This is a genomic window from Flavobacterium hercynium, from assembly GCF_002217285.1.
In the GTDB taxonomy this organism is placed as follows: domain Bacteria; phylum Bacteroidota; class Bacteroidia; order Flavobacteriales; family Flavobacteriaceae; genus Flavobacterium; species Flavobacterium hercynium.
Genome location: NZ_MUGW01000005.1, coordinates 71,686 through 89,306, shown reverse-complemented (window position 1 = coordinate 89,306; position 17,621 = coordinate 71,686). Strand labels below are relative to the sequence as shown.

The 17,621-nt window shown below is 34.1% G+C and carries 18 protein-coding genes; 9 read left to right on the top strand and 9 right to left on the bottom strand.

Going from position 1 to position 17,621, the window contains the following annotated elements; all coding sequences use genetic code 11:
• Positions 1-600: 600 nt before the first annotated feature.
• From B0A66_RS02810 to B0A66_RS02795, 3 genes are all read left to right on the top strand, one after another.
• The gene (locus B0A66_RS02810; RefSeq protein ID WP_089048326.1) at positions 601-837 is read left to right on the top strand and encodes a helix-turn-helix domain-containing protein; all 237 of its coding nucleotides are present in this window, start codon (positions 601-603) and stop codon (positions 835-837) included.
• Between the two features lie 99 nt (positions 838-936).
• Positions 937-1,182, top strand: coding sequence for a helix-turn-helix domain-containing protein (locus B0A66_RS02805; RefSeq protein ID WP_089048325.1), 246 nt, complete (start codon positions 937-939; stop codon positions 1,180-1,182).
• A 566-nt stretch (positions 1,183-1,748) separates the two neighbouring features.
• The gene (locus tag B0A66_RS02795) at positions 1,749-2,924 is read left to right on the top strand and encodes a GlmU family protein (RefSeq protein WP_089048323.1); all 1,176 of its coding nucleotides are present in this window, start codon (positions 1,749-1,751) and stop codon (positions 2,922-2,924) included.
• Between the two features lie 48 nt (positions 2,925-2,972).
• On the opposite strand, the gene B0A66_RS02790 is transcribed toward B0A66_RS02795, so the two are convergent.
• On the bottom strand, positions 2,973-3,416 hold the full coding sequence (locus B0A66_RS02790) for a PepSY-like domain-containing protein (RefSeq protein WP_089048322.1): 444 nt from the start codon (positions 3,414-3,416) through the stop codon (positions 2,973-2,975).
• 202 nt (positions 3,417-3,618) lie between these two features.
• Between B0A66_RS02790 and B0A66_RS02785 the strand changes: the two genes are divergently transcribed.
• The 3 genes from B0A66_RS02785 (at position 3,619) to B0A66_RS02775 (ending at position 8,241) form a co-directional block, all read left to right on the top strand.
• Positions 3,619-5,253, top strand: coding sequence for an ABC-F family ATP-binding cassette domain-containing protein (locus B0A66_RS02785; RefSeq protein ID WP_089048321.1), 1,635 nt, complete (start codon positions 3,619-3,621; stop codon positions 5,251-5,253).
• A 375-nt stretch (positions 5,254-5,628) separates the two neighbouring features.
• Positions 5,629-6,780, top strand: a complete 1,152-nt coding sequence (locus tag B0A66_RS02780; protein WP_089048320.1) for a porin — start codon at positions 5,629-5,631, stop codon at positions 6,778-6,780.
• Positions 6,781-6,810: 30 nt separating this feature from the next.
• Positions 6,811-8,241: an anion permease gene (locus B0A66_RS02775; protein ID WP_089048319.1), complete on the top strand. Its 1,431-nt coding sequence runs from the start codon at positions 6,811-6,813 to the stop codon at positions 8,239-8,241.
• Positions 8,242-8,244: 3 nt separating this feature from the next.
• Here B0A66_RS02775 and B0A66_RS02770 read toward each other — a convergent pair whose 3' ends face one another.
• The gene (locus tag B0A66_RS02770; RefSeq protein WP_394335251.1) at positions 8,245-8,547 is read right to left on the bottom strand and encodes an N-acetyltransferase; all 303 of its coding nucleotides are present in this window, start codon (positions 8,545-8,547) and stop codon (positions 8,245-8,247) included.
• A 288-nt stretch (positions 8,548-8,835) separates the two neighbouring features.
• Between B0A66_RS02770 and B0A66_RS02765 the strand changes: the two genes are divergently transcribed.
• A complete protein-coding gene (locus tag B0A66_RS02765; protein ID WP_089048318.1) occupies positions 8,836-9,504 on the top strand; it encodes an alpha/beta fold hydrolase in 669 nt (222 codons plus the stop codon).
• A 147-nt stretch (positions 9,505-9,651) separates the two neighbouring features.
• On the opposite strand, the gene B0A66_RS02760 is transcribed toward B0A66_RS02765, so the two are convergent.
• A complete protein-coding gene (locus tag B0A66_RS02760) occupies positions 9,652-10,167 on the bottom strand; it encodes a hypothetical protein (protein WP_089048317.1) in 516 nt (171 codons plus the stop codon).
• Between the two features lie 166 nt (positions 10,168-10,333).
• On the opposite strand from B0A66_RS02760, the gene rpmH reads away from it, so the two are divergent.
• Together rpmH and carB are read left to right on the top strand one after the other, a co-directional pair.
• Positions 10,334-10,495, top strand: coding sequence for a 50S ribosomal protein L34 (rpmH, locus tag B0A66_RS02755; RefSeq protein ID WP_008464848.1), 162 nt, complete (start codon positions 10,334-10,336; stop codon positions 10,493-10,495).
• 147 nt (positions 10,496-10,642) lie between these two features.
• Positions 10,643-13,498: a carbamoyl-phosphate synthase large subunit gene (gene carB / locus B0A66_RS02750; RefSeq protein WP_089048316.1), complete on the top strand. Its 2,856-nt coding sequence runs from the start codon at positions 10,643-10,645 to the stop codon at positions 13,496-13,498.
• 71 nt (positions 13,499-13,569) lie between these two features.
• Here carB and yiaA read toward each other — a convergent pair whose 3' ends face one another.
• The 6 genes from yiaA to B0A66_RS02720 form a co-directional block, all read right to left on the bottom strand.
• Complete coding sequence (gene yiaA, locus B0A66_RS02745; RefSeq protein ID WP_089048315.1) at positions 13,570-13,974, bottom strand: inner membrane protein YiaA; 405 nt, start codon at positions 13,972-13,974, stop codon at positions 13,570-13,572.
• Between the two features lie 119 nt (positions 13,975-14,093).
• The gene (locus B0A66_RS02740; protein ID WP_089048314.1) at positions 14,094-15,188 is read right to left on the bottom strand and encodes a S41 family peptidase; all 1,095 of its coding nucleotides are present in this window, start codon (positions 15,186-15,188) and stop codon (positions 14,094-14,096) included.
• A 128-nt stretch (positions 15,189-15,316) separates the two neighbouring features.
• Positions 15,317-15,853 carry a DUF4252 domain-containing protein gene (locus tag B0A66_RS02735; protein ID WP_089048313.1) on the bottom strand — a complete coding sequence of 179 codons (537 nt, stop codon included), beginning with the start codon at positions 15,851-15,853 and terminating at the stop codon, positions 15,317-15,319.
• Between the two features lie 12 nt (positions 15,854-15,865).
• Positions 15,866-16,441 (bottom strand): DUF4252 domain-containing protein, encoded by a 576-nt coding sequence (locus B0A66_RS02730; protein ID WP_394335250.1) that lies wholly within the window; start codon positions 16,439-16,441, stop codon positions 15,866-15,868.
• 11 nt (positions 16,442-16,452) lie between these two features.
• A complete protein-coding gene (locus tag B0A66_RS02725) occupies positions 16,453-16,941 on the bottom strand; it encodes a hypothetical protein (RefSeq protein WP_089048312.1) in 489 nt (162 codons plus the stop codon).
• Positions 16,928-17,437 carry an RNA polymerase sigma factor gene (locus B0A66_RS02720; protein ID WP_089048311.1) on the bottom strand — a complete coding sequence of 170 codons (510 nt, stop codon included), beginning with the start codon at positions 17,435-17,437 and terminating at the stop codon, positions 16,928-16,930. The genes B0A66_RS02725 and B0A66_RS02720 overlap by 14 nt, the downstream gene beginning before the upstream one ends.
• Between the last annotated feature and the right edge of the window lie 184 nt (positions 17,438-17,621).

Here is a 17,621-nt window from a genome sequence, read left to right as displayed (position 1 = left end):
TGTGCCCAAAAATTAGTTTCAAAAGATATTTTATTTTTTTTCATGCGGAAACGGTATAAAGCGTTTTCCTATCCCTATAAAATGAAAAATTATTCATAATATTGGATAAGTTAATTTTACGTTTGTTTGATTAGCTACGGTCCTCTATACTCGTTTGGCGACAGGGTAGAGGGCTTTTTTTATGGGTTAATTAAGCTTTTTATAAGTATAAAGAATATAAAATTTTATTTCACATATATAAATTTTAAAAGGTTCGAATTTGTTATGCGAAACTTAAAGCAAAACTGAAGGAATTCCACTAAGAATCTAATTAGAGCTTTGAGCATAAAAAAGGCGTGGAACTCAGCTTAAACGTTTCAGAGGTACTGGTATACCTTACACACGAATAAGTGAGCCCACGCCAATGACGTGAGCATCTTACCTATCTTCTCGTGTGTTAAAAATTACCAGTTTTCTGAAACGAGATTCTAAGCGAATGCTTCAAATATTTTTAGTTGAAGAATCGCAAATATATAATACTAAACAAATATAACAAAATTAATTAAATATGGACTATAGTCCGTTGAAGATTATTGAATAAAGTTGCCAATTTGTATAATCATGGAAAACAGTTTAGCAGAAATAGAAAAATATATTATCCAAAGGGTTAGAGTCATCAGAAAAGAAAGAGGCCTTACCCAAGAGCAACTATCTCTTAAATTAGATAAAGGAGTAGGTTTTATAGGAGATATTGAATCACCATCAAAAAAAGCTAAGTACAATGTTAAACACTTGAATGAGATTGCAAAAATTTTCGAATGCTCACCAAAAGATTTTTGGCCAGAAAAACCACTTTAGTTTTCTTGATTTTACGTTATTACTTTAACGAAATTATCAAGCTTATCTCTTTTTCCTGCTAGTGCGAGCAGAGGCGAAATTGCTTAAAAACATAATGAAATGGAATTAAATGCAGATTTACAAAAATCTATAGGAAGAAGAATTTCTGAAATAAGATTAAAAAATAATCAAACACAACAGGATATTGAATTTTTGACAGGTATGGATTCTGCTGAGATTAGTAAATATGAAAATGGAAAACGAAATTTAACTTTAAAAACTTTAATGAGGTTTGCTAGTGCTTTACAAGTTCATCCTAAGGAATTGTTTGATTTTGATATAAAAAGATATAAAGTTGAAGAGTAAATAGACCATTGCTATCGCGAGCATCTTGTTCGTGAACGCAAAGATTGCGAAAACTTGGCTTTTTGTAATACGTAGATAACGCAGATTAACTCTGTGACAACGCTGATTTATATAGATTTGTTCATCGTTTCTAACCTGCAAGGTTTTCAAAACCTTGTAGGTTTACATAGAATTGATCGATGGTTATACATTAGGTTAAATAAATTCTATACCTACAAGGTTTTGAAAACCTTGCAGGAGAATTAAAAGCAAGAATATTAAATCTTCCCAGGTTTGCGTTAGGGATAGAAGCGATATCCTTTTTGTTTTTTCTTTAAAAACAAAAAGATATAGCGGATAGCCCGGCCGTAGGAAACGCCCAAAAATAAATACAGAAAATAAAGTATAAAAAATCCGCATAAATTTGTGTTTTCGCAGATCAAATCTGAGTCATCTGCATGTAATATGAAAGCCTGATGTGAGCGGAAATCAGAATAAAAACACACAATTATTAGACAAATAAAATATTTGTAACTTTGGTGCACAGATAACCAAATCAGATTTTAACAAGTACAAATTTTTTATTTATGAATTACATTCTTTTTGACGGTCCCGTTCGGAATGCTTTACTCCCCTTTACTTTTACGAGACCTGTTGCAGATATATTAATCGGAATAATGACCATTCGTCAAAAATGGGAAGCGCGTTTAGGTTCGACCATTACTACGATAACCGAAGATTATTTGTCAGAGAAGTTCCCGATGGTAGAATTAGAAGAAAATGTAATGATTAATGCAGCGTATTTACCAAATGATACACTTGCAGAGATGGTTTCTGATCTAACTACCAATCAGGCGATTTTTAAAGGCGATGATGTAATTGCTTTTTTTACTACTGAGAATCAGGAAGAAGTAGATTTTGATACCTACGAGATTATTCAGTACGAAGGTGATGCTTTGACAGTGGAACATACCTGGGATATTTTTGCTAAAAATGATGCTGCAATTCGTGAAGATTTTAATTTCCTAACAGAAGACAGAAAATCGCAGCCTATTCCTAAAAGTGTAAACGTAATTGCGCCGGAGAATGTTTTTATTGAAGAAGGAGCAAAGCTAGAGTTTGTAACTTTAAATGCTTCTACTGGTCCTATATATATAGGTAAGAATGCGGAGATTATGGAAGGAACCGTAATTCGTGGTCCATTTGCTTTATGCGAAAACGGACAAGTAAAACTAAATGCAAAAATTTACGGAGCTACAACGGTTGGTTTTGGATCAAGAATAGGAGGAGAAGTTAAGAATTCTGTTTTGTTTGCGAATTCGAACAAAGGACACGACGGATTTTTAGGTGATTCTGTTTTAGGAGAATGGTGTAACATTGGTGCTGATAGCAACAATTCGAACCTGAAAAACAATTATGAAGAAGTGAAGTTGTGGAGCTACGAAACAGAAGGATTTGCGAAAACCGGACTTCAGTTTTGCGGTTTAATGATGGGAGATCACAGTAAATGTGGAATCAATACGATGTTTAACACCGGAACTGTAGTGGGTGTAAGCGCAAATATCTTTGGAAGTGGTTTTCCTCGCAATTTTGTTCCGAGTTTTTCTTGGGGTGGAGCGGCTGGATTTTCTACTTATGTAACTAAAAAAGCTTTTGAAACGGCAAGATTAGTTATGGGAAGACGAAACATTGATTTTGATGCTACCGAACAAGCTATCTTGGAACACATTTTTGAAGAAACTAAAAAGTGGAGAAAAGACTAAAAAGCAAAAACCCCGATTTCTGAAAATCGGGGTTTTGTTTTTTATAGCTTAGTTGTCGACTTTAAGAAAATCGCCTTTCATGTTGAATTTTAGTTCCAGACCGTTTGTAAGTTTTGTTTCGTAACCTGATTTTTCTATTTCAATCTTGGTTATTTTTTCTTTAGAAAAATTTGATTTTACATACGAAATGATTTTTTTCGGAATAATAGAAGTGGGGATTTTAGATCCTTTTCCGTCAACTTCTTTCCAATTTCCTTTTTTGTCAAATTCGATTTCAATGGTTTTGTTGTATTGAACTTTGTATTCTGTAGAAAGCAATTCTTTATCTTCGATGATATAGCTTGGTTTTTTGGTTCCAAAGTGACTTTTTAAGAACGTTTGCGCATTTGCCGGTAAAGCTTCTTTTGCAATAACCGTTTTTTGTGCATTTGCAGATAGACTAAATAATATTCCTGCGATCAGACCAATAGTCAGTTTTAAATTCGATCTCATATTTTACTGATTTTTAAATTCTTATACAAGATAAGCTTAAAATTTGAAAATATATAAGGAGATTGGTGTAATTTGATAAAACTGATGATGTTGTAATCTAAATTATATTGTCTAATACTCTAATTAATCTATCTTTGCGCTTTCAAAAAATACTCGTTTAGAAGTGTAAAAATCTAAGCGGCCTAAAAATCTAAAAATCTCAATGATTACAGTTAACGATATTTCAGTTCAGTTTGGTGGAACTACCTTATTTAGCGATGTTTCTTTTGCTATAAATGAAAATGATAAGATTGCCCTTATGGGTAAAAATGGTGCGGGAAAATCTACCCTGCTAAAAATTATAGCGGGTCAAAGCAAACCTTCTACCGGAAGTATCTCGACTCCAAAAGATGCTGTTGTGGCTTACCTGCCTCAGCATTTGTTAACAAAAGACGGATCGACTGTAATGGAAGAGGCTTCTAAAGCTTTTGGAGAGATTTTTAAAATGAAAGCGGAAATCGATGAAATCAACGAGCAATTAACGGTTCGTACAGATTATGAAAGCGATGCTTACATGAAACTGATCGAAAGAGTTTCTGATTTAAGCGAGAAGTTTTATGCTATTGAAGAAGTAAATTACGAAGCTGAAGTAGAAAAAATATTAATTGGTTTAGGTTTCGAACGTGAAGATTTTACGCGTCAGACTTCTGAGTTTTCAGGAGGATGGAGAATGCGTATCGAGCTGGCAAAAATTCTTTTGCAAAAACCGGACTTGATCTTACTGGATGAGCCAACCAACCACATGGATATCGAAAGTATTCAGTGGTTAGAAGAGTTTTTGCTGACTTCGGCAAAGGCGGTTGTGGTAATTTCGCACGATAGAGCATTTGTAGATAACATTACAAATCGTACTATCGAAGTTACAATGGGAAGAATTTACGATTACAAAGCTAAATATTCTCATTACTTAGAACTTAGAAAAGACCGTCGCGTGCACCAGCAAAAAGCATACGATGAGCAACAAAAAATGATTGCAGACAACAGAGCGTTTATTGATCGTTTTAAAGGAACTTTTTCTAAAACGGATGCGGTGCAGTCGCGTGTTAAAATGCTTGAAAAACTTGTTATCGTACAAGTTGATGAAGTAGATAATTCTGCTTTGAAATTAAAATTCCCTCCGGCGGCACGTTCAGGTCAATATCCTGTGGTGGTGAAGGATTTGTCTAAATCATACGGAGATCATGTGGTATTTAAAGATGCTAATGTGGTAATTGAGAGAGGAGAGAAAGTAGCTTTCGTAGGTAAAAACGGTGAGGGTAAATCGACTATGATCAAAGCAATTATGAAAGAAATTGGTATCGACGAAGGAAGTGTCGAGATCGGTCATAATTCACAAATTGGTTATTTTGCTCAGAACCAAGCTTCTTTGCTAGATGAAAACGCAACTATTTTTGAAACGATCGATGCTATTGCAGTTGGAGATATTCGTACGCAAATCAAAAATATCTTAGGAGCATTTATGTTTCAGGGTGATGATATTACCAAAAAAGTAAAAGTACTTTCAGGAGGAGAAAAAACACGTTTGGCAATGATCAAATTGTTGTTGGAACCAGTTAACTTATTGATTCTGGATGAGCCTTCGAATCACTTAGACATGAAAACAAAAGACATTATCAAAGATGCGTTGCGTGATTTCGACGGAACGTTGATTCTTGTGTCTCACGATCGTGATTTCCTTGACGGATTAGCGACAAAAGTTTTTGAATTTGGAAACAAACGTGTGAAAGAACATTTTGAAGATGTGGCTGGTTTCCTTGCTCATAAAAAAATGGATTCTATGAGAGAGATCGAAAAGTAATACATAATTAAATATATAAGAAAACAGTCGCAAAAATATTTTTAGCGGCTGTTTTTTTTTGTGAAGGATTTTAAAGTGAAATAGCTTTTTTATATTTCTGTAAATAGAGAAATAAAATGCATTTTTGCTAGAATTATCGGGCTTAGAAATCATATTGATAATGACTTAGTAAGATTGATAAAATTTTATAACAAGATAAATAGTATAAAGCTAAAATATTTTTTTAGATAATATTATTGCGTTTTTTCTCGTTATTTTTTTTGTAACTAATTCGTTTTTTGTTACATTAGTTCTGTCTTTGTTAATTTGCTTGCTTGATCCTTAGTTAAATAGGGGAATGTCTTGTAAATAGGAAGCTTAACTTAATAAGAATTTATGAGTGACTTATTACGATTGAAAATTATCATTTTCATTTTTTTAATGCCATTTTTAAGTACTGCTCAGACTTCGACCCCGGAAGCCGCAGCTAAAGATGAAGATGGAGTTCAGTATCCGCAATATAAATTTAAAGGACTTTTGCAGGTTCGCCATTTAGAAAGTTTTGGGGACAATGTCGATGCTATGGGAACGCATCATTCCGGTACCGATTTTACGCAAAGTACTTTTGATATTAAAAGAATGCGTGTTGGGCTAAATACAAAATTAAGTGAAGCAACTGAGGTTGTGGTGTTAGTGAACTTGGCAGATTTTAAATCTGATACCAAAGGAAAAGTTTTGGAAAATGCTTATGGAAAATATACCTTCAATAAATATATTGCTTTAACAGGAGGTCAATTCAGACCCGCTTTTGGACTTGAAGAGTTGGTTGCTGTAGATATCATTAAATCATTCGATTTCTCTAATCAATATTATGAATTTGGAAAAAATGGCTGGACCAGTTTTCAAATTGGAGCTGCTGCAGGCGGGGCTGTTGATATTGGAAAACTTCCTATTAGTTATTTCTTTTCTGCTGTAAACGGTAACGGAAAGAATCAGGCAATGGACAAAGATAACGGAAGGCAGTACTCCGGAAGATTGGTTTTTGGATTGTCTAAAAAACATAAAATCAATTTAGGATTAAATGGTGGTATGGGAAAAGTTTTTGATGAAAAAGTCTTTGCTATAGGTGCTGATATTACTAGTGATTTTAAAATTACAGATCAGCTTGCTTTTGATCTTCAGATCGAATACAAACTGGGAACAAATCACAATTTATATTTCTCTTTGCCTGCTGATACAAGAGTTAGAGGACTTGACGATTATCTAATGCGAGGTATTTACTTTCTGCCTAATTTCAGATACGTTGTAAATTATAAAAAATTAACGGCTTTAGAAATTTCTTGCCGATATGAAACTTTTGATGCCAATTATAAAGTAGATCCTAATGTAAAGCAGACGTATACGCCAATGGTGAGTCTTGAATTTGGACATGCTTATACAGGTCGTATCGAAGCAGGTTTCCAAATCGATCGCTTTGATAAAAACATTCCTAATACAGCATTCTACAACAACGAGGTGTTCTTGATTCAATTACAACTCCGACTTTAACTTAACTAACCTAACCTAATTCCTATTCTTATGAACGAAGTAAAAATTCCTCAATCCCTCATTACACTTGCTGTTGGAATTGCAATCTGGCTTATACCTGCGCCCGATGGTGTGGTAATTGAAGCCTGGCATTTGTTTGCCATTTTTGTGGCTACAATTTTAGGAATTATTCTTAAGGCGGCTCCAATGGGAACAATGTGTATGGTTGCAATTGCTTTAACGGCCTTTTTTCAGGTTTTGGCTCCGGGTGATCCGGGAAAATCAATAACCTTAGCGCTTCGAGGATTAGGAGATAAAGTAATCTGGCTGATCGGAATTTCATTTTTTATCGCAAGAGGATTTATTAAAACAGGTTTAGGAAATAGAATTGCATTTTTGTTTGTTAGAATCTTCGGGAAAAGCTCGCTTGGTCTGGCTTACGGATTAAGTCTGGCCGATTTGGTTTTGGCGCCTGCTGTACCAAGTAACACTGCCAGAGGAGGAGGAATCGTATATCCGATCATGAAATCTATGGCGATGAGTTTTGGTTCCATGCCAGACCAGCCCGAAACGCATCGAAAGTTAGGAGCCTATCTTACTTTGAGCAGTTACAATGCCAATTTGATCGCTTCTTCTATGTTCTTGACAGGAACAGCGAGTAACCCAATGTGTCAAAAATTTGCGCTTAATTTAGGAATTAAGATCAGCTGGATTTCGTGGGCAACAGCGGCAATCGTTCCGGGTTTGGTAGCCTTTTTTGTGATTCCGCTTGTACTGTATAAAATTTATCCGCCAGAACTTAAGAAAACAGGTGATGCGCCTCAGATTGCAGCAGCCAAGTTAAAAGAAATGGGGCCAATAAGCCGTAATGAATGGTTGATGTTACTGACTTTTTTTATTCTTTTATTTCTTTGGATGACGGGCGACTTGTTTTCTATTGATGCTACTACTACAGCATTTATTGGTTTGATTGTTTTATTACTTACTTCTGTTTTGACATGGGAAGATGTAAAAGGCGAAAAAGGTGCCTGGGATACGATCGTTTGGTTCGCAGTTTTGGTCATGATGGCGAGTTCACTCAACGAATTGGGTTTTATAGGCTGGTTTAGTAATTTGATAAAAGTACAAATAGGAGGATTAAGCTGGGAAATGGCTTTTCCTATTATCATATTAGTGTATTTCTTTAGTCATTATCTTTTTGCAAGCGCAACAGCACACGTAGCAGCTATGTATGCTGCATTGCTTGGTGTTGGAGTTTCGCTGGGAATTCCAGGTTTATTGCTTGCTTTTATGCTTGGTTTCGTGGGTTCTATCTACGGAACTTTAACGCATTATGGTCACGGTCCGGCACCCGTTTTCTTTGGGAGCGGCTATGTTGATTTAAAAAGCTGGTGGGTCAAAGGTTTAATAACCGGATTGGTAATGTTGTTTATTTACATGGTTATCGGTGGACTTTGGCTCAAACTTATTGGTGATTTTTAAAATTTAAATTCTAATGCCCGGAGGAAGTAATTCCTTGTAAGTTGGATTTTTTTTGATGAACTGGACAATTTTTGGATGAATAGGCATTAACCTGAATTTTTTTTCTGCGATTATCGTCATAATGCTTTTAAGAACAGCATCGATTACGGTTTGATTGTCAAAGCCTTCAGGAGCATTAATTTTAGTTAGAAAGATTTTCTTTTCCTGAAAGGAATATTCGACAGAAATTAGTCCTTCAGGGACTATGGTTTGAAATTGTCTTGCAAAGGTATTGTCTTTAATTTCCATAGTTTCAATAGATTCCATATTTGTCATGTTTTGGGGTGGAGTTAAAAAATAATAGAAAAAGAACGGTAAATAATCGTATGCAATAGTTCTTTGTAAGAAGCTGTTGTATATGGTTATTGTGACTACAAAGGTAATCATTTGATAATCAATATGAAATTATTTTTTAGTTCGTTAAAATAGAAGTAGGTTCTTACTTTTTGTTTTTTGGTCTAATATTAGCTGTAAGATTTGTTAAGCATCTTAATAAAAAAAAGTAATTTTAGCTGAAAAATAAAAAGTAGTCACTCCTAATTCCTTTTCTGTCAAATGAGTAAAATCGCTGTATATTTTATGCCTGGCTTGGCAGCTAGTTCTGCAATTTTTGAGAGGATTAACCTCGATGAAACTGTTTTTGAAATGTGTTTCTTAGAATGGGAAATTCCGCTGGCAAAAGAATCGCTTTCGGATTACGCAATTCGAATTGCAAAAAACATCAAACATCCGAATCCGGTTTTAATTGGTGTTTCTTTTGGTGGCATTTTAGTGCAGGAAATTGCGAAACATATTGAAGTTCGAAAAGTTATTATCATTTCGAGTGTTAGAAGTGCTGTAGAATTTCCGAGAAGAATGAAAATTGGAAAAACAACCAAAGCTTATAAACTGATTCCGATGAAAATACTTTTGAACATCGAGAAATTGGCAAAATATTCTTTTGGCGAAAAAATAAACAAGCGTATTCAGTTGTATGAAAAATTCTTATCCGTTCGCGATATACGATATCTGCAATGGGCTGTAGAAACGGTAATACGATGGGACAGGAAAGAGATTGATGAAAAAGTAATTCATATTCACGGAGATCACGACGATGTTTTTCCTCTAAAATACATTAAAAGCTGTATCATCGTAAAAGGAGGAACTCATATTATGATCCTGAATAAATACAAATGGCTAAACGAGAATTTGCCTTCTATTATTCTGGAAGAAGCTAAAGGGTAAAAACATAAAAAAATCCGTCTTAATCAGCGTTTTCGCTTAGCGAATCCGTATCATCTGCGTCTCATAGAAATACAACACTGACAAAAACCACAAAAAAAATCCCAAACTACAATTGTAATTTGGGATTTGAATATTTATAAAGAATCTTTAGATTTTCTTCATTTGTTCTTTCATCATTGAGATTTGCTCTTTTAGCATACCTTGCTTGTCTAATTTCTTAGCTTCGTTTAACAAGTTGGTTGCTTCAAGTTTTCTTCTTCTTGACATTGCAACTCCTGCAAGGTTCAATTTTGCTACCGCTAAGTCCATATCCATAGATAAACCAAGTTCGATTGCTTTTTTGAAATGTTTCTCAGCTTGGTTGATGTTTGTTTGTGATAACATGATACCGTGTAAGTAATTAAAGTATCCTTGTTGTTTCCTTACTAATGCCGCTTCCGGATTTTTAATGTAAGCTAGCCATTTTTTTGCTCCTTCGAAATCTTGTTTTCTTAATTTAAGGAAGGCTAAAAGAATAAATTCGTTCTTAAAGTAGAGAAAAATAGGAATAGCAGTTAATAAAATTAGGAAAATTCCGTTCCCGATATTGCTCTCTGTAAATTGCCAAATGGCAGCAACTACAAGAAGTCCAGCCAAAATAAGTTTAATATTTTTATGAAACATAATTATTGTAAATTTGTGATTGCAAATATAGTAAAATGAATTAAAAATATTTTTATAAAACTACTTGCGAGAAAAAAAAGTCTTTGTATATTTGCACTCGGTTTTGGAATAACAACATTCTAAAACAGAAAATAGATATTAGATACCATTTTAAAGATACAAAGCAATGAGCAAAAGAACATTTCAACCATCGAAAAGAAAAAGAAGAAATAAGCACGGATTTATGGACAGAATGGCTTCTGCGAATGGAAGAAAAGTTCTAGCGCGTAGAAGAGCAAAAGGAAGACATAAATTAACTGTTTCTAGCGAGCCTAGACACAAAAAATAATGTTTGTATAAACATAAATAAGGCGTTACTTTTTTAGTATCGCCTTTTTTTATACCTTGTCAGTAAAAAATTATGCAACATTCTAGTTTTTAAAGCACTACGAATGTTTTTTTTGAATACCTTATATAACTACACAATACAGATAAAATGCCGAAAGACACATCAATTAAATCAGTTTTAATAATAGGATCAGGACCTATTGTTATTGGTCAAGCTTGCGAATTTGATTATGCAGGATCTCAATCTGCCCGATCTATTCGTGAAGAAGGAATTGAAGTTATTTTGATTAACTCCAATCCAGCGACTATCATGACCGACCCAACAATGGCTGATCATGTTTATTTGAAACCACTAACTACAAAATCGATTATTGAAATTCTAAAGGAGCATCCGCAAATTGATGCTGTTTTGCCTACAATGGGAGGACAAACAGCTTTGAATTTATGTTTGGAAGCAGAAGAAAAAGGGATTTGGCAGGATTTTGGGGTAAAATTAATTGGAGTTGATGTAAATGCAATTAATATTACAGAAGACAGAGAGCAGTTTAAACAGCTTCTTGAAAGAATTAATGTGCCAACTGCACCTGCAAAAACAGCTACTTCATACTTAGAAGGAAAAGAAATTGCACAGGAATTTGGTTTTCCACTTGTAATTCGCCCTTCGTTTACACTTGGAGGAACCGGAGCTGCTGTTGTTTATAAAAAAGAAGATTTTGATGAGCTTTTAACAAGAGGTCTTGAAGCTTCACCAATTCACGAAGTTTTGATCGACAAAGCTTTGATGGGATGGAAGGAATACGAATTAGAACTTTTGAGAGATAAAAACGATAATGTGGTAATTATCTGTTCGATTGAAAATATGGATCCAATGGGAATTCATACTGGAGATTCGATTACAGTTGCACCGGCAATGACATTATCTGATACTACTTTTCAAAAATTACGTGACTATGCAATCTTAATGATGCGCAGTATCGGAAACTTTGCAGGAGGTTGTAACGTACAGTTCGCTGTTTCTCCAGATGAAAAAGAAGACATTGTAGCGATCGAAATTAATCCTCGTGTATCACGTTCTTCTGCATTAGCATCTAAAGCAACTGGTTATCCAATTGCTAAAATTGCTTCTAAACTGGCTTTAGGATACAATTTAGATGAATTGAAAAATCAAATTACAAAATCTACATCGGCTCTTTTTGAACCAACTCTTGATTATGTAATCGTAAAAATACCACGTTGGAACTTTGATAAATTTGAAGGTGCTGACAGAACGTTAGGACTTCAGATGAAATCTGTTGGTGAAGTAATGGGAATTGGACGCTCGTTTCAAGAGGCTTTGCATAAAGCAACACAATCTTTAGAAATAAAGAGAAACGGACTTGGTGCTGATGGTAAAGGATATAAAAATTACGAACAAATTATCGAGAAACTGACTTTTGCAAGCTGGGATCGTGTTTTTGTAATTTATGATGCAATTGCAATGGGAATTCCGTTGAGCCGTATTCATGAGATTACAAAAATCGATATGTGGTTCTTAAAACAATATGAAGAACTTTATACGCTTGAAAAAGAAATTTCAAACTATAAAATTTCAGATTTACCAAGAGAACTTTTGCTTGAAGCGAAACAAAAAGGTTTTGCCGACAGACAAATTGCACACATGATGAATTGTCTGGAAAGTGAAGTGCATACTTTACGTATGGATCAAAACATTAACCGTGTTTTTAAACTGGTAGATACTTGTGCGGCTGAGTTTAAAGCAAAAACACCTTATTACTACTCTACTTTTGAGGCAGAAATAGAAAAAGCAAATGGTGAGCGTTATGTAGATAACGAAAGCATCGTTACAGATAGAAAGAAAATTATCGTTTTAGGTTCAGGACCAAACAGAATTGGTCAGGGAATAGAATTTGATTACTCTTGTGTACACGGAGTTTTGGCAGCTAAAGAATGTGGTTACGAAACTATTATGATTAACTGTAATCCTGAAACGGTTTCGACTGATTTTGATACAGCAGATAAATTATACTTCGAACCTGTTTTCTGGGAGCATATCTACGATATTATTCAGCATGAAAAACCAGAAGGTGTTATCGTGCAATTAGGAGGTCAGACGGCTTTGAAATTGGCTGAAAAACTTTCTAAATACGGAGTGAAAATCATTGGAACTAGTTTTGATGCGCTTGATTTAGCAGAAGACAGAGGACGTTTCTCTGACTTGCTAAGAGAGTTACATATTCCTTTCCCTCAATTTGGAATTGCTGAAACGGCAGATGAAGCTTCTGCACTTGCAGATACTTTAGATTTTCCATTATTGATTCGTCCTTCTTATGTATTAGGAGGTCAGGGAATGAAAATTGTAATCAACAAACAAGAATTAGAGGAACACGTTATCAATTTATTGAAAACGATTCCAGGAAATAAATTGCTTTTAGATCATTATCTGGCTGGTGCAATCGAAGCTGAAGCAGATGCGATTTGCGATGCTGATGGTAATGTTTACATCATTGGAATTATGGAGCATATCGAGCCTTGCGGAGTTCACTCCGGAGATAGTAATGCTACATTGCCTCCTTTTAACTTAGGAGAGTTTGTAATGCAACAGATAAAAGATCATACTGAAAAAATTGCGAGAGCTTTAAAAACAGTTGGTTTAATCAATATTCAGTTTGCGATAAAAGATGATACAGTTTATATTATCGAAGCAAATCCTAGAGCTTCGAGAACAGTACCATTTATTGCAAAAGCATATGGAGAGCCTTATGTAAACTACGCTACGAAAGTAATGTTAGGACATAATAAAGTGACCGATTTTAAATTTAATCCGCAATTGAAAGGATACGCGATCAAGCAACCGGTTTTCTCTTTCAGTAAATTTCATAATGTAAACAAAGCATTAGGACCTGAAATGAAATCGACAGGAGAAAGTATTTTGTTTATTGATGACCTAAAAGACGATCAATTCTACGAATTGTATTCAAGAAGAAAAATGTACTTGAGTAAATAATCTAAAGTCCTGATATAGAAAAAGCTCCAGAAATGGAGCTTTTTTTGTTTATAAGAGAAAAGTAATTTTCTTTATGCCTGATGATCATTTGGAAAAGACATATTATCTCTTGTGTTTTTTTGTACTGAAATAGCACCAAAAAGAGACAATAGAAAAGCAAAAGCATAAAAACCTTTTTCGCTTGGAAGAATAGTAGCATTCCAAAGTCCAACAGCTAATAATACAATTGATAGAAGTGTTCCAAACCAGCAAATACCGTAGTAGATATCTGTTACCGGAAGATTTTCTAATCTGTCTCTAACGCTTTTTTGCAAAGAAACAACGGCGAACAATCCGAACATTAAAACTGTAAAGTAATATCCTTTTTCGTTCAAAAGCATTTCCGCTCTTGCAAGTCCAACGATAAAACCGACCATTCCCGCTCCAAGAGCTACCCAAGATGCCGCTATAAAGGCATTCGATGTTTTTTGTACCATGTTATTAAATTTATTACTTATTGTTTTGGTTAGCCACAAATATAATTAAATTCATTTCAGATCAAAGTAAAATGAAGTCATTATGCAGTATAATCTTTCACGTTTTTTTTATACTATTGTTAGATTCGTGATTTTAAAGTTTCTAAAGCTTTTATAATTACAGGATCTTTTTTGTTATCAATATCTTTTTCGGTGTTTTTGACTTCAATTTTAACGGGTACACCAATATCTTCTAGTAGTTTGTTTTCTGTAGAATAATATCTTTGATTCGATAATGTAAAGGAAACGTTGTTCGAAAGATCTCCTCCAAACATGTCTGATAGCATACCGGATGTATTAGTTCCTATTGTAGTTACGTTTTGTTGCTGGTACAATGAAATGGTGAAATCTTCTGCAGAACTTGCTGTCCTGTCATTTGTTAATATCACAATTGGTTTTAAATATTGAACACCATTATTGGGCGTTATGTAGATGGGTTCGGGCGTTGTAAAGTTTTCATAGCCGCCTTTTTGTCTTATGGCTTTGTAGTGTGTTATTATTTTCTTCAAGGCAAATCGGCTGGCGAGATCATCGCCACCGTGACCTCCTCCGTTAGAACGAATGTCTATTATGATGCCTTTTGTATCTGAAAACGAATTTAAAATGCTGTCAAACAAAGTAAGCATAAGTTTAATGTCTTCTTTTTCTTTTTTATCATCAAAAAGACTTTCGGGATTTCCAAAACAGCGTGAAATACGAATATATCCTATGTCAGGATTTTTGGCAACGTTGTACAACGGTATTTCTTTAAAAACGGGACCAACTCCTGTTGTTTTGGAGAATCTGTGATTTTGCAGTGTGGTATAACTTGTCTCCCATAATTGGTGTTCAATTCCTTTAAACTCTTCGTAAAAGTCAGAATGTTTTCTCACCTTGTATAGGATCTTGTCTCCTTTTGAAATGGTAATATGACCATCTTTTAGCGGAGTAACCATTTTTTCGAAAATAGAGATTAGTTCTTTTTCTTTTGTTTTACTGTTTACAAGAGGTCGGAATGTTTTATAGGTTTCGTCCCAATTGACTTTTTTGAGTTCAAAAAAGGCATAATTGTCTTTAAAGGTTGTCCAAAAAGTTTCAAAATCATTTTCAGGTTTGCTTAGCTTTTTATTCGTTTGACTAGTAACTATAAAGCAACTAAATAAGAGCAATAGTATTGCGAAGTGGTTTGGTTTCATTAAGGCGGTAGGTTAGTAGTTTTGGTGTAGTAAATATATCAATTCTGTTTAATTTAGAATCAATTCGTTAGAAATAAAAAAAGCTCCAATAGAATGGAGCTTTTTTTGATTAAAGTAAGATGTATGTATTATTTTAGTAACTGTTGCAATGGCTTTAATTGATCCATATTTACTTTTGATTTTTGCAGAATCCCCATCAGCATAATAATATTGTTGGGATTCATGTCTTTTCCTAAAACGCGAACTACTGCAAAACCAGTCTCTTTTCTATTAGCAAAAACAACAAATTCTTCGATGTTTTCGTCTGTACCAACAAAACTAATTGCTCCACCTTCCTTGCCTGAGCCAAATTTTATCAGTTCCTGATATTTAGGATCTTTTAGAATTGCTTTTACTTTAGCTCTTTCTTCTTCAAATTTTGCCCCATTTGTAGCATTAGCCTTAAAAGCTAATATGTTCATTTTGTCAAAAGAATTCAAAGCTTTTGTTTGCTCTTCAGTTAGTGTCGTCTTTTCTAAATTTAAAATAGAAGGAGAAACATCGATAGCAATAAAATCTTTGTTTTCAGTATTGGTTACAAAATATTTTTGCAATGTTGGCTCTGATTTGCAGCTTACTAAAGTAAGTAAAGCTAAAAGGGCTGAGGTAAGGATATTAATTTTCATGTTGTTTGAATATTATTTTTTAGACTTAGAAGCTTTTTTTAAGTCAGCACCACCAGGAAGCTGCATTTTGTCTGTAAGAACTGAAATCTCGTTGATGTCAAAGTTTCCTGTTAGTGATAATAAAACTGTTTCGTTGGTTTTAGCACCATCAATAAACATCAATAATTCTTTTACCTGAGAATCTGTTGCTCCTGATTTTACAGAAATTTTCACATTTCTTCCTCCGTCGTTTACACGCATTAATTCTTCTAATCCTGCAGTTTTGATGTATTTGTCTGCAGTGTTTTTCATATCTGCCTCAACTTTAGAATTTTTTGTTGTAAATACTTTTAGGTAGTCTAATTTTTTAATCAGGTTAATGTATTGTTGCGTTTCTTTGTCAGAAGCATCAACTTTTACTTTACTCATTAAATCAAACATCTTTTTGTTTACAATTACTGATGTTACATCGTCCTGACCATCAAATTTGTCAAATGCGCTTTGTGCATAAAAAGCTTGGCTGGCAAGTGCAAAGAATAAAGTGATAATAAAATTTCTAGTCCACATGTTGCTGTTATTTTTTCTATTTTGTTGAATTTGTGATTTCATTTTGTCTAAAATTATAGTTTAAAAATTTTCTTTTTTGAATGTTCGTATTCCTTAATGTAGTGTACACTTTCAAGTCCTACATTAACATTGTTTGAGACCATTGCCAAAGCTTTTTGCGTTGCCGCAAGTGCTTCTTCCGGATCGTCATAGGTTCCCAGTTCTGTTTGCGCTACAGCAGGAGCTGCATCTTTTTCGCTCACAAATAAGTAAGTTCCTATTCCCAGTAAAACAACAACTGAAGCTGCAATTGATAACCACGCCACATTTCGTTTTTTAGTTTGTAGTGGAATCGTTTCGCTTTCCTGAACAGGAGTTTTAATTTCCTGTGTCGATTTTTGCTGTTTTACCTGAGAGAAATAACCAAAGATTGGTTTGTATTGCTCTAAATGCTGCGCAACATTTGGTGAAGAAAAATAGTTTTTTAATTCATTTTCTTCTGCAATAGTAGTTTCTCCCTGAAAGTATTTTTCTAATATATCCTCGATTTTATTTAGTTCCATATTGGTGTGTATTAAGCATTGATTCTCTAATTTTTTTTCTCGCTCTCGAAAGGGCTACCCGGATAGCCGTTTCATTCATGTCTACAATTTTTGCAATTTCATCAAATTCATATTGTTCGACATCGCGTAACTGAATTAATATTTGTTGCTGTTCCGGCAGCTGACTCATTATTTTTTCTACCCATTCTAAACTGTCTGCATCTTCCATTTTTTTATCTAATCCAGCTTCTCGATCTGTAAAATTGTTGTGTACTATTTTAAGATTCTCTGCTCTTTTAGATTTTAACTGATCCAGACAATAATTTTTTGTCATGGTCATGGCTAATGCTTCGACACTATTGTACTGGTTTAGATTCTCTTTTTTATTCCATAATTTAACCATTACTTCCTGAGTTGCATCTTCTGCTTCTTCCGTACTGGTAAGCAATCGTTTTGCAAGACGAAAAATTTTGTCTTTAAATGGATTTATTATTTCTATAAACACAATCTGATTCATGTGTACTTGGTTTTGTTTTTCGATTGACGTTGTAAAGAATACTATTTCGAAGCTTTTTTTGGTCGATTTAGAATCTTATTTATAATGTAAATCAAGGTTTTTTGGTTAGGTTATATGATCAAGACGAGGCACAATTATTTTTGTTACAGGCAAGTTGTTATTTTTTTTATTGAAAAAAAACAAT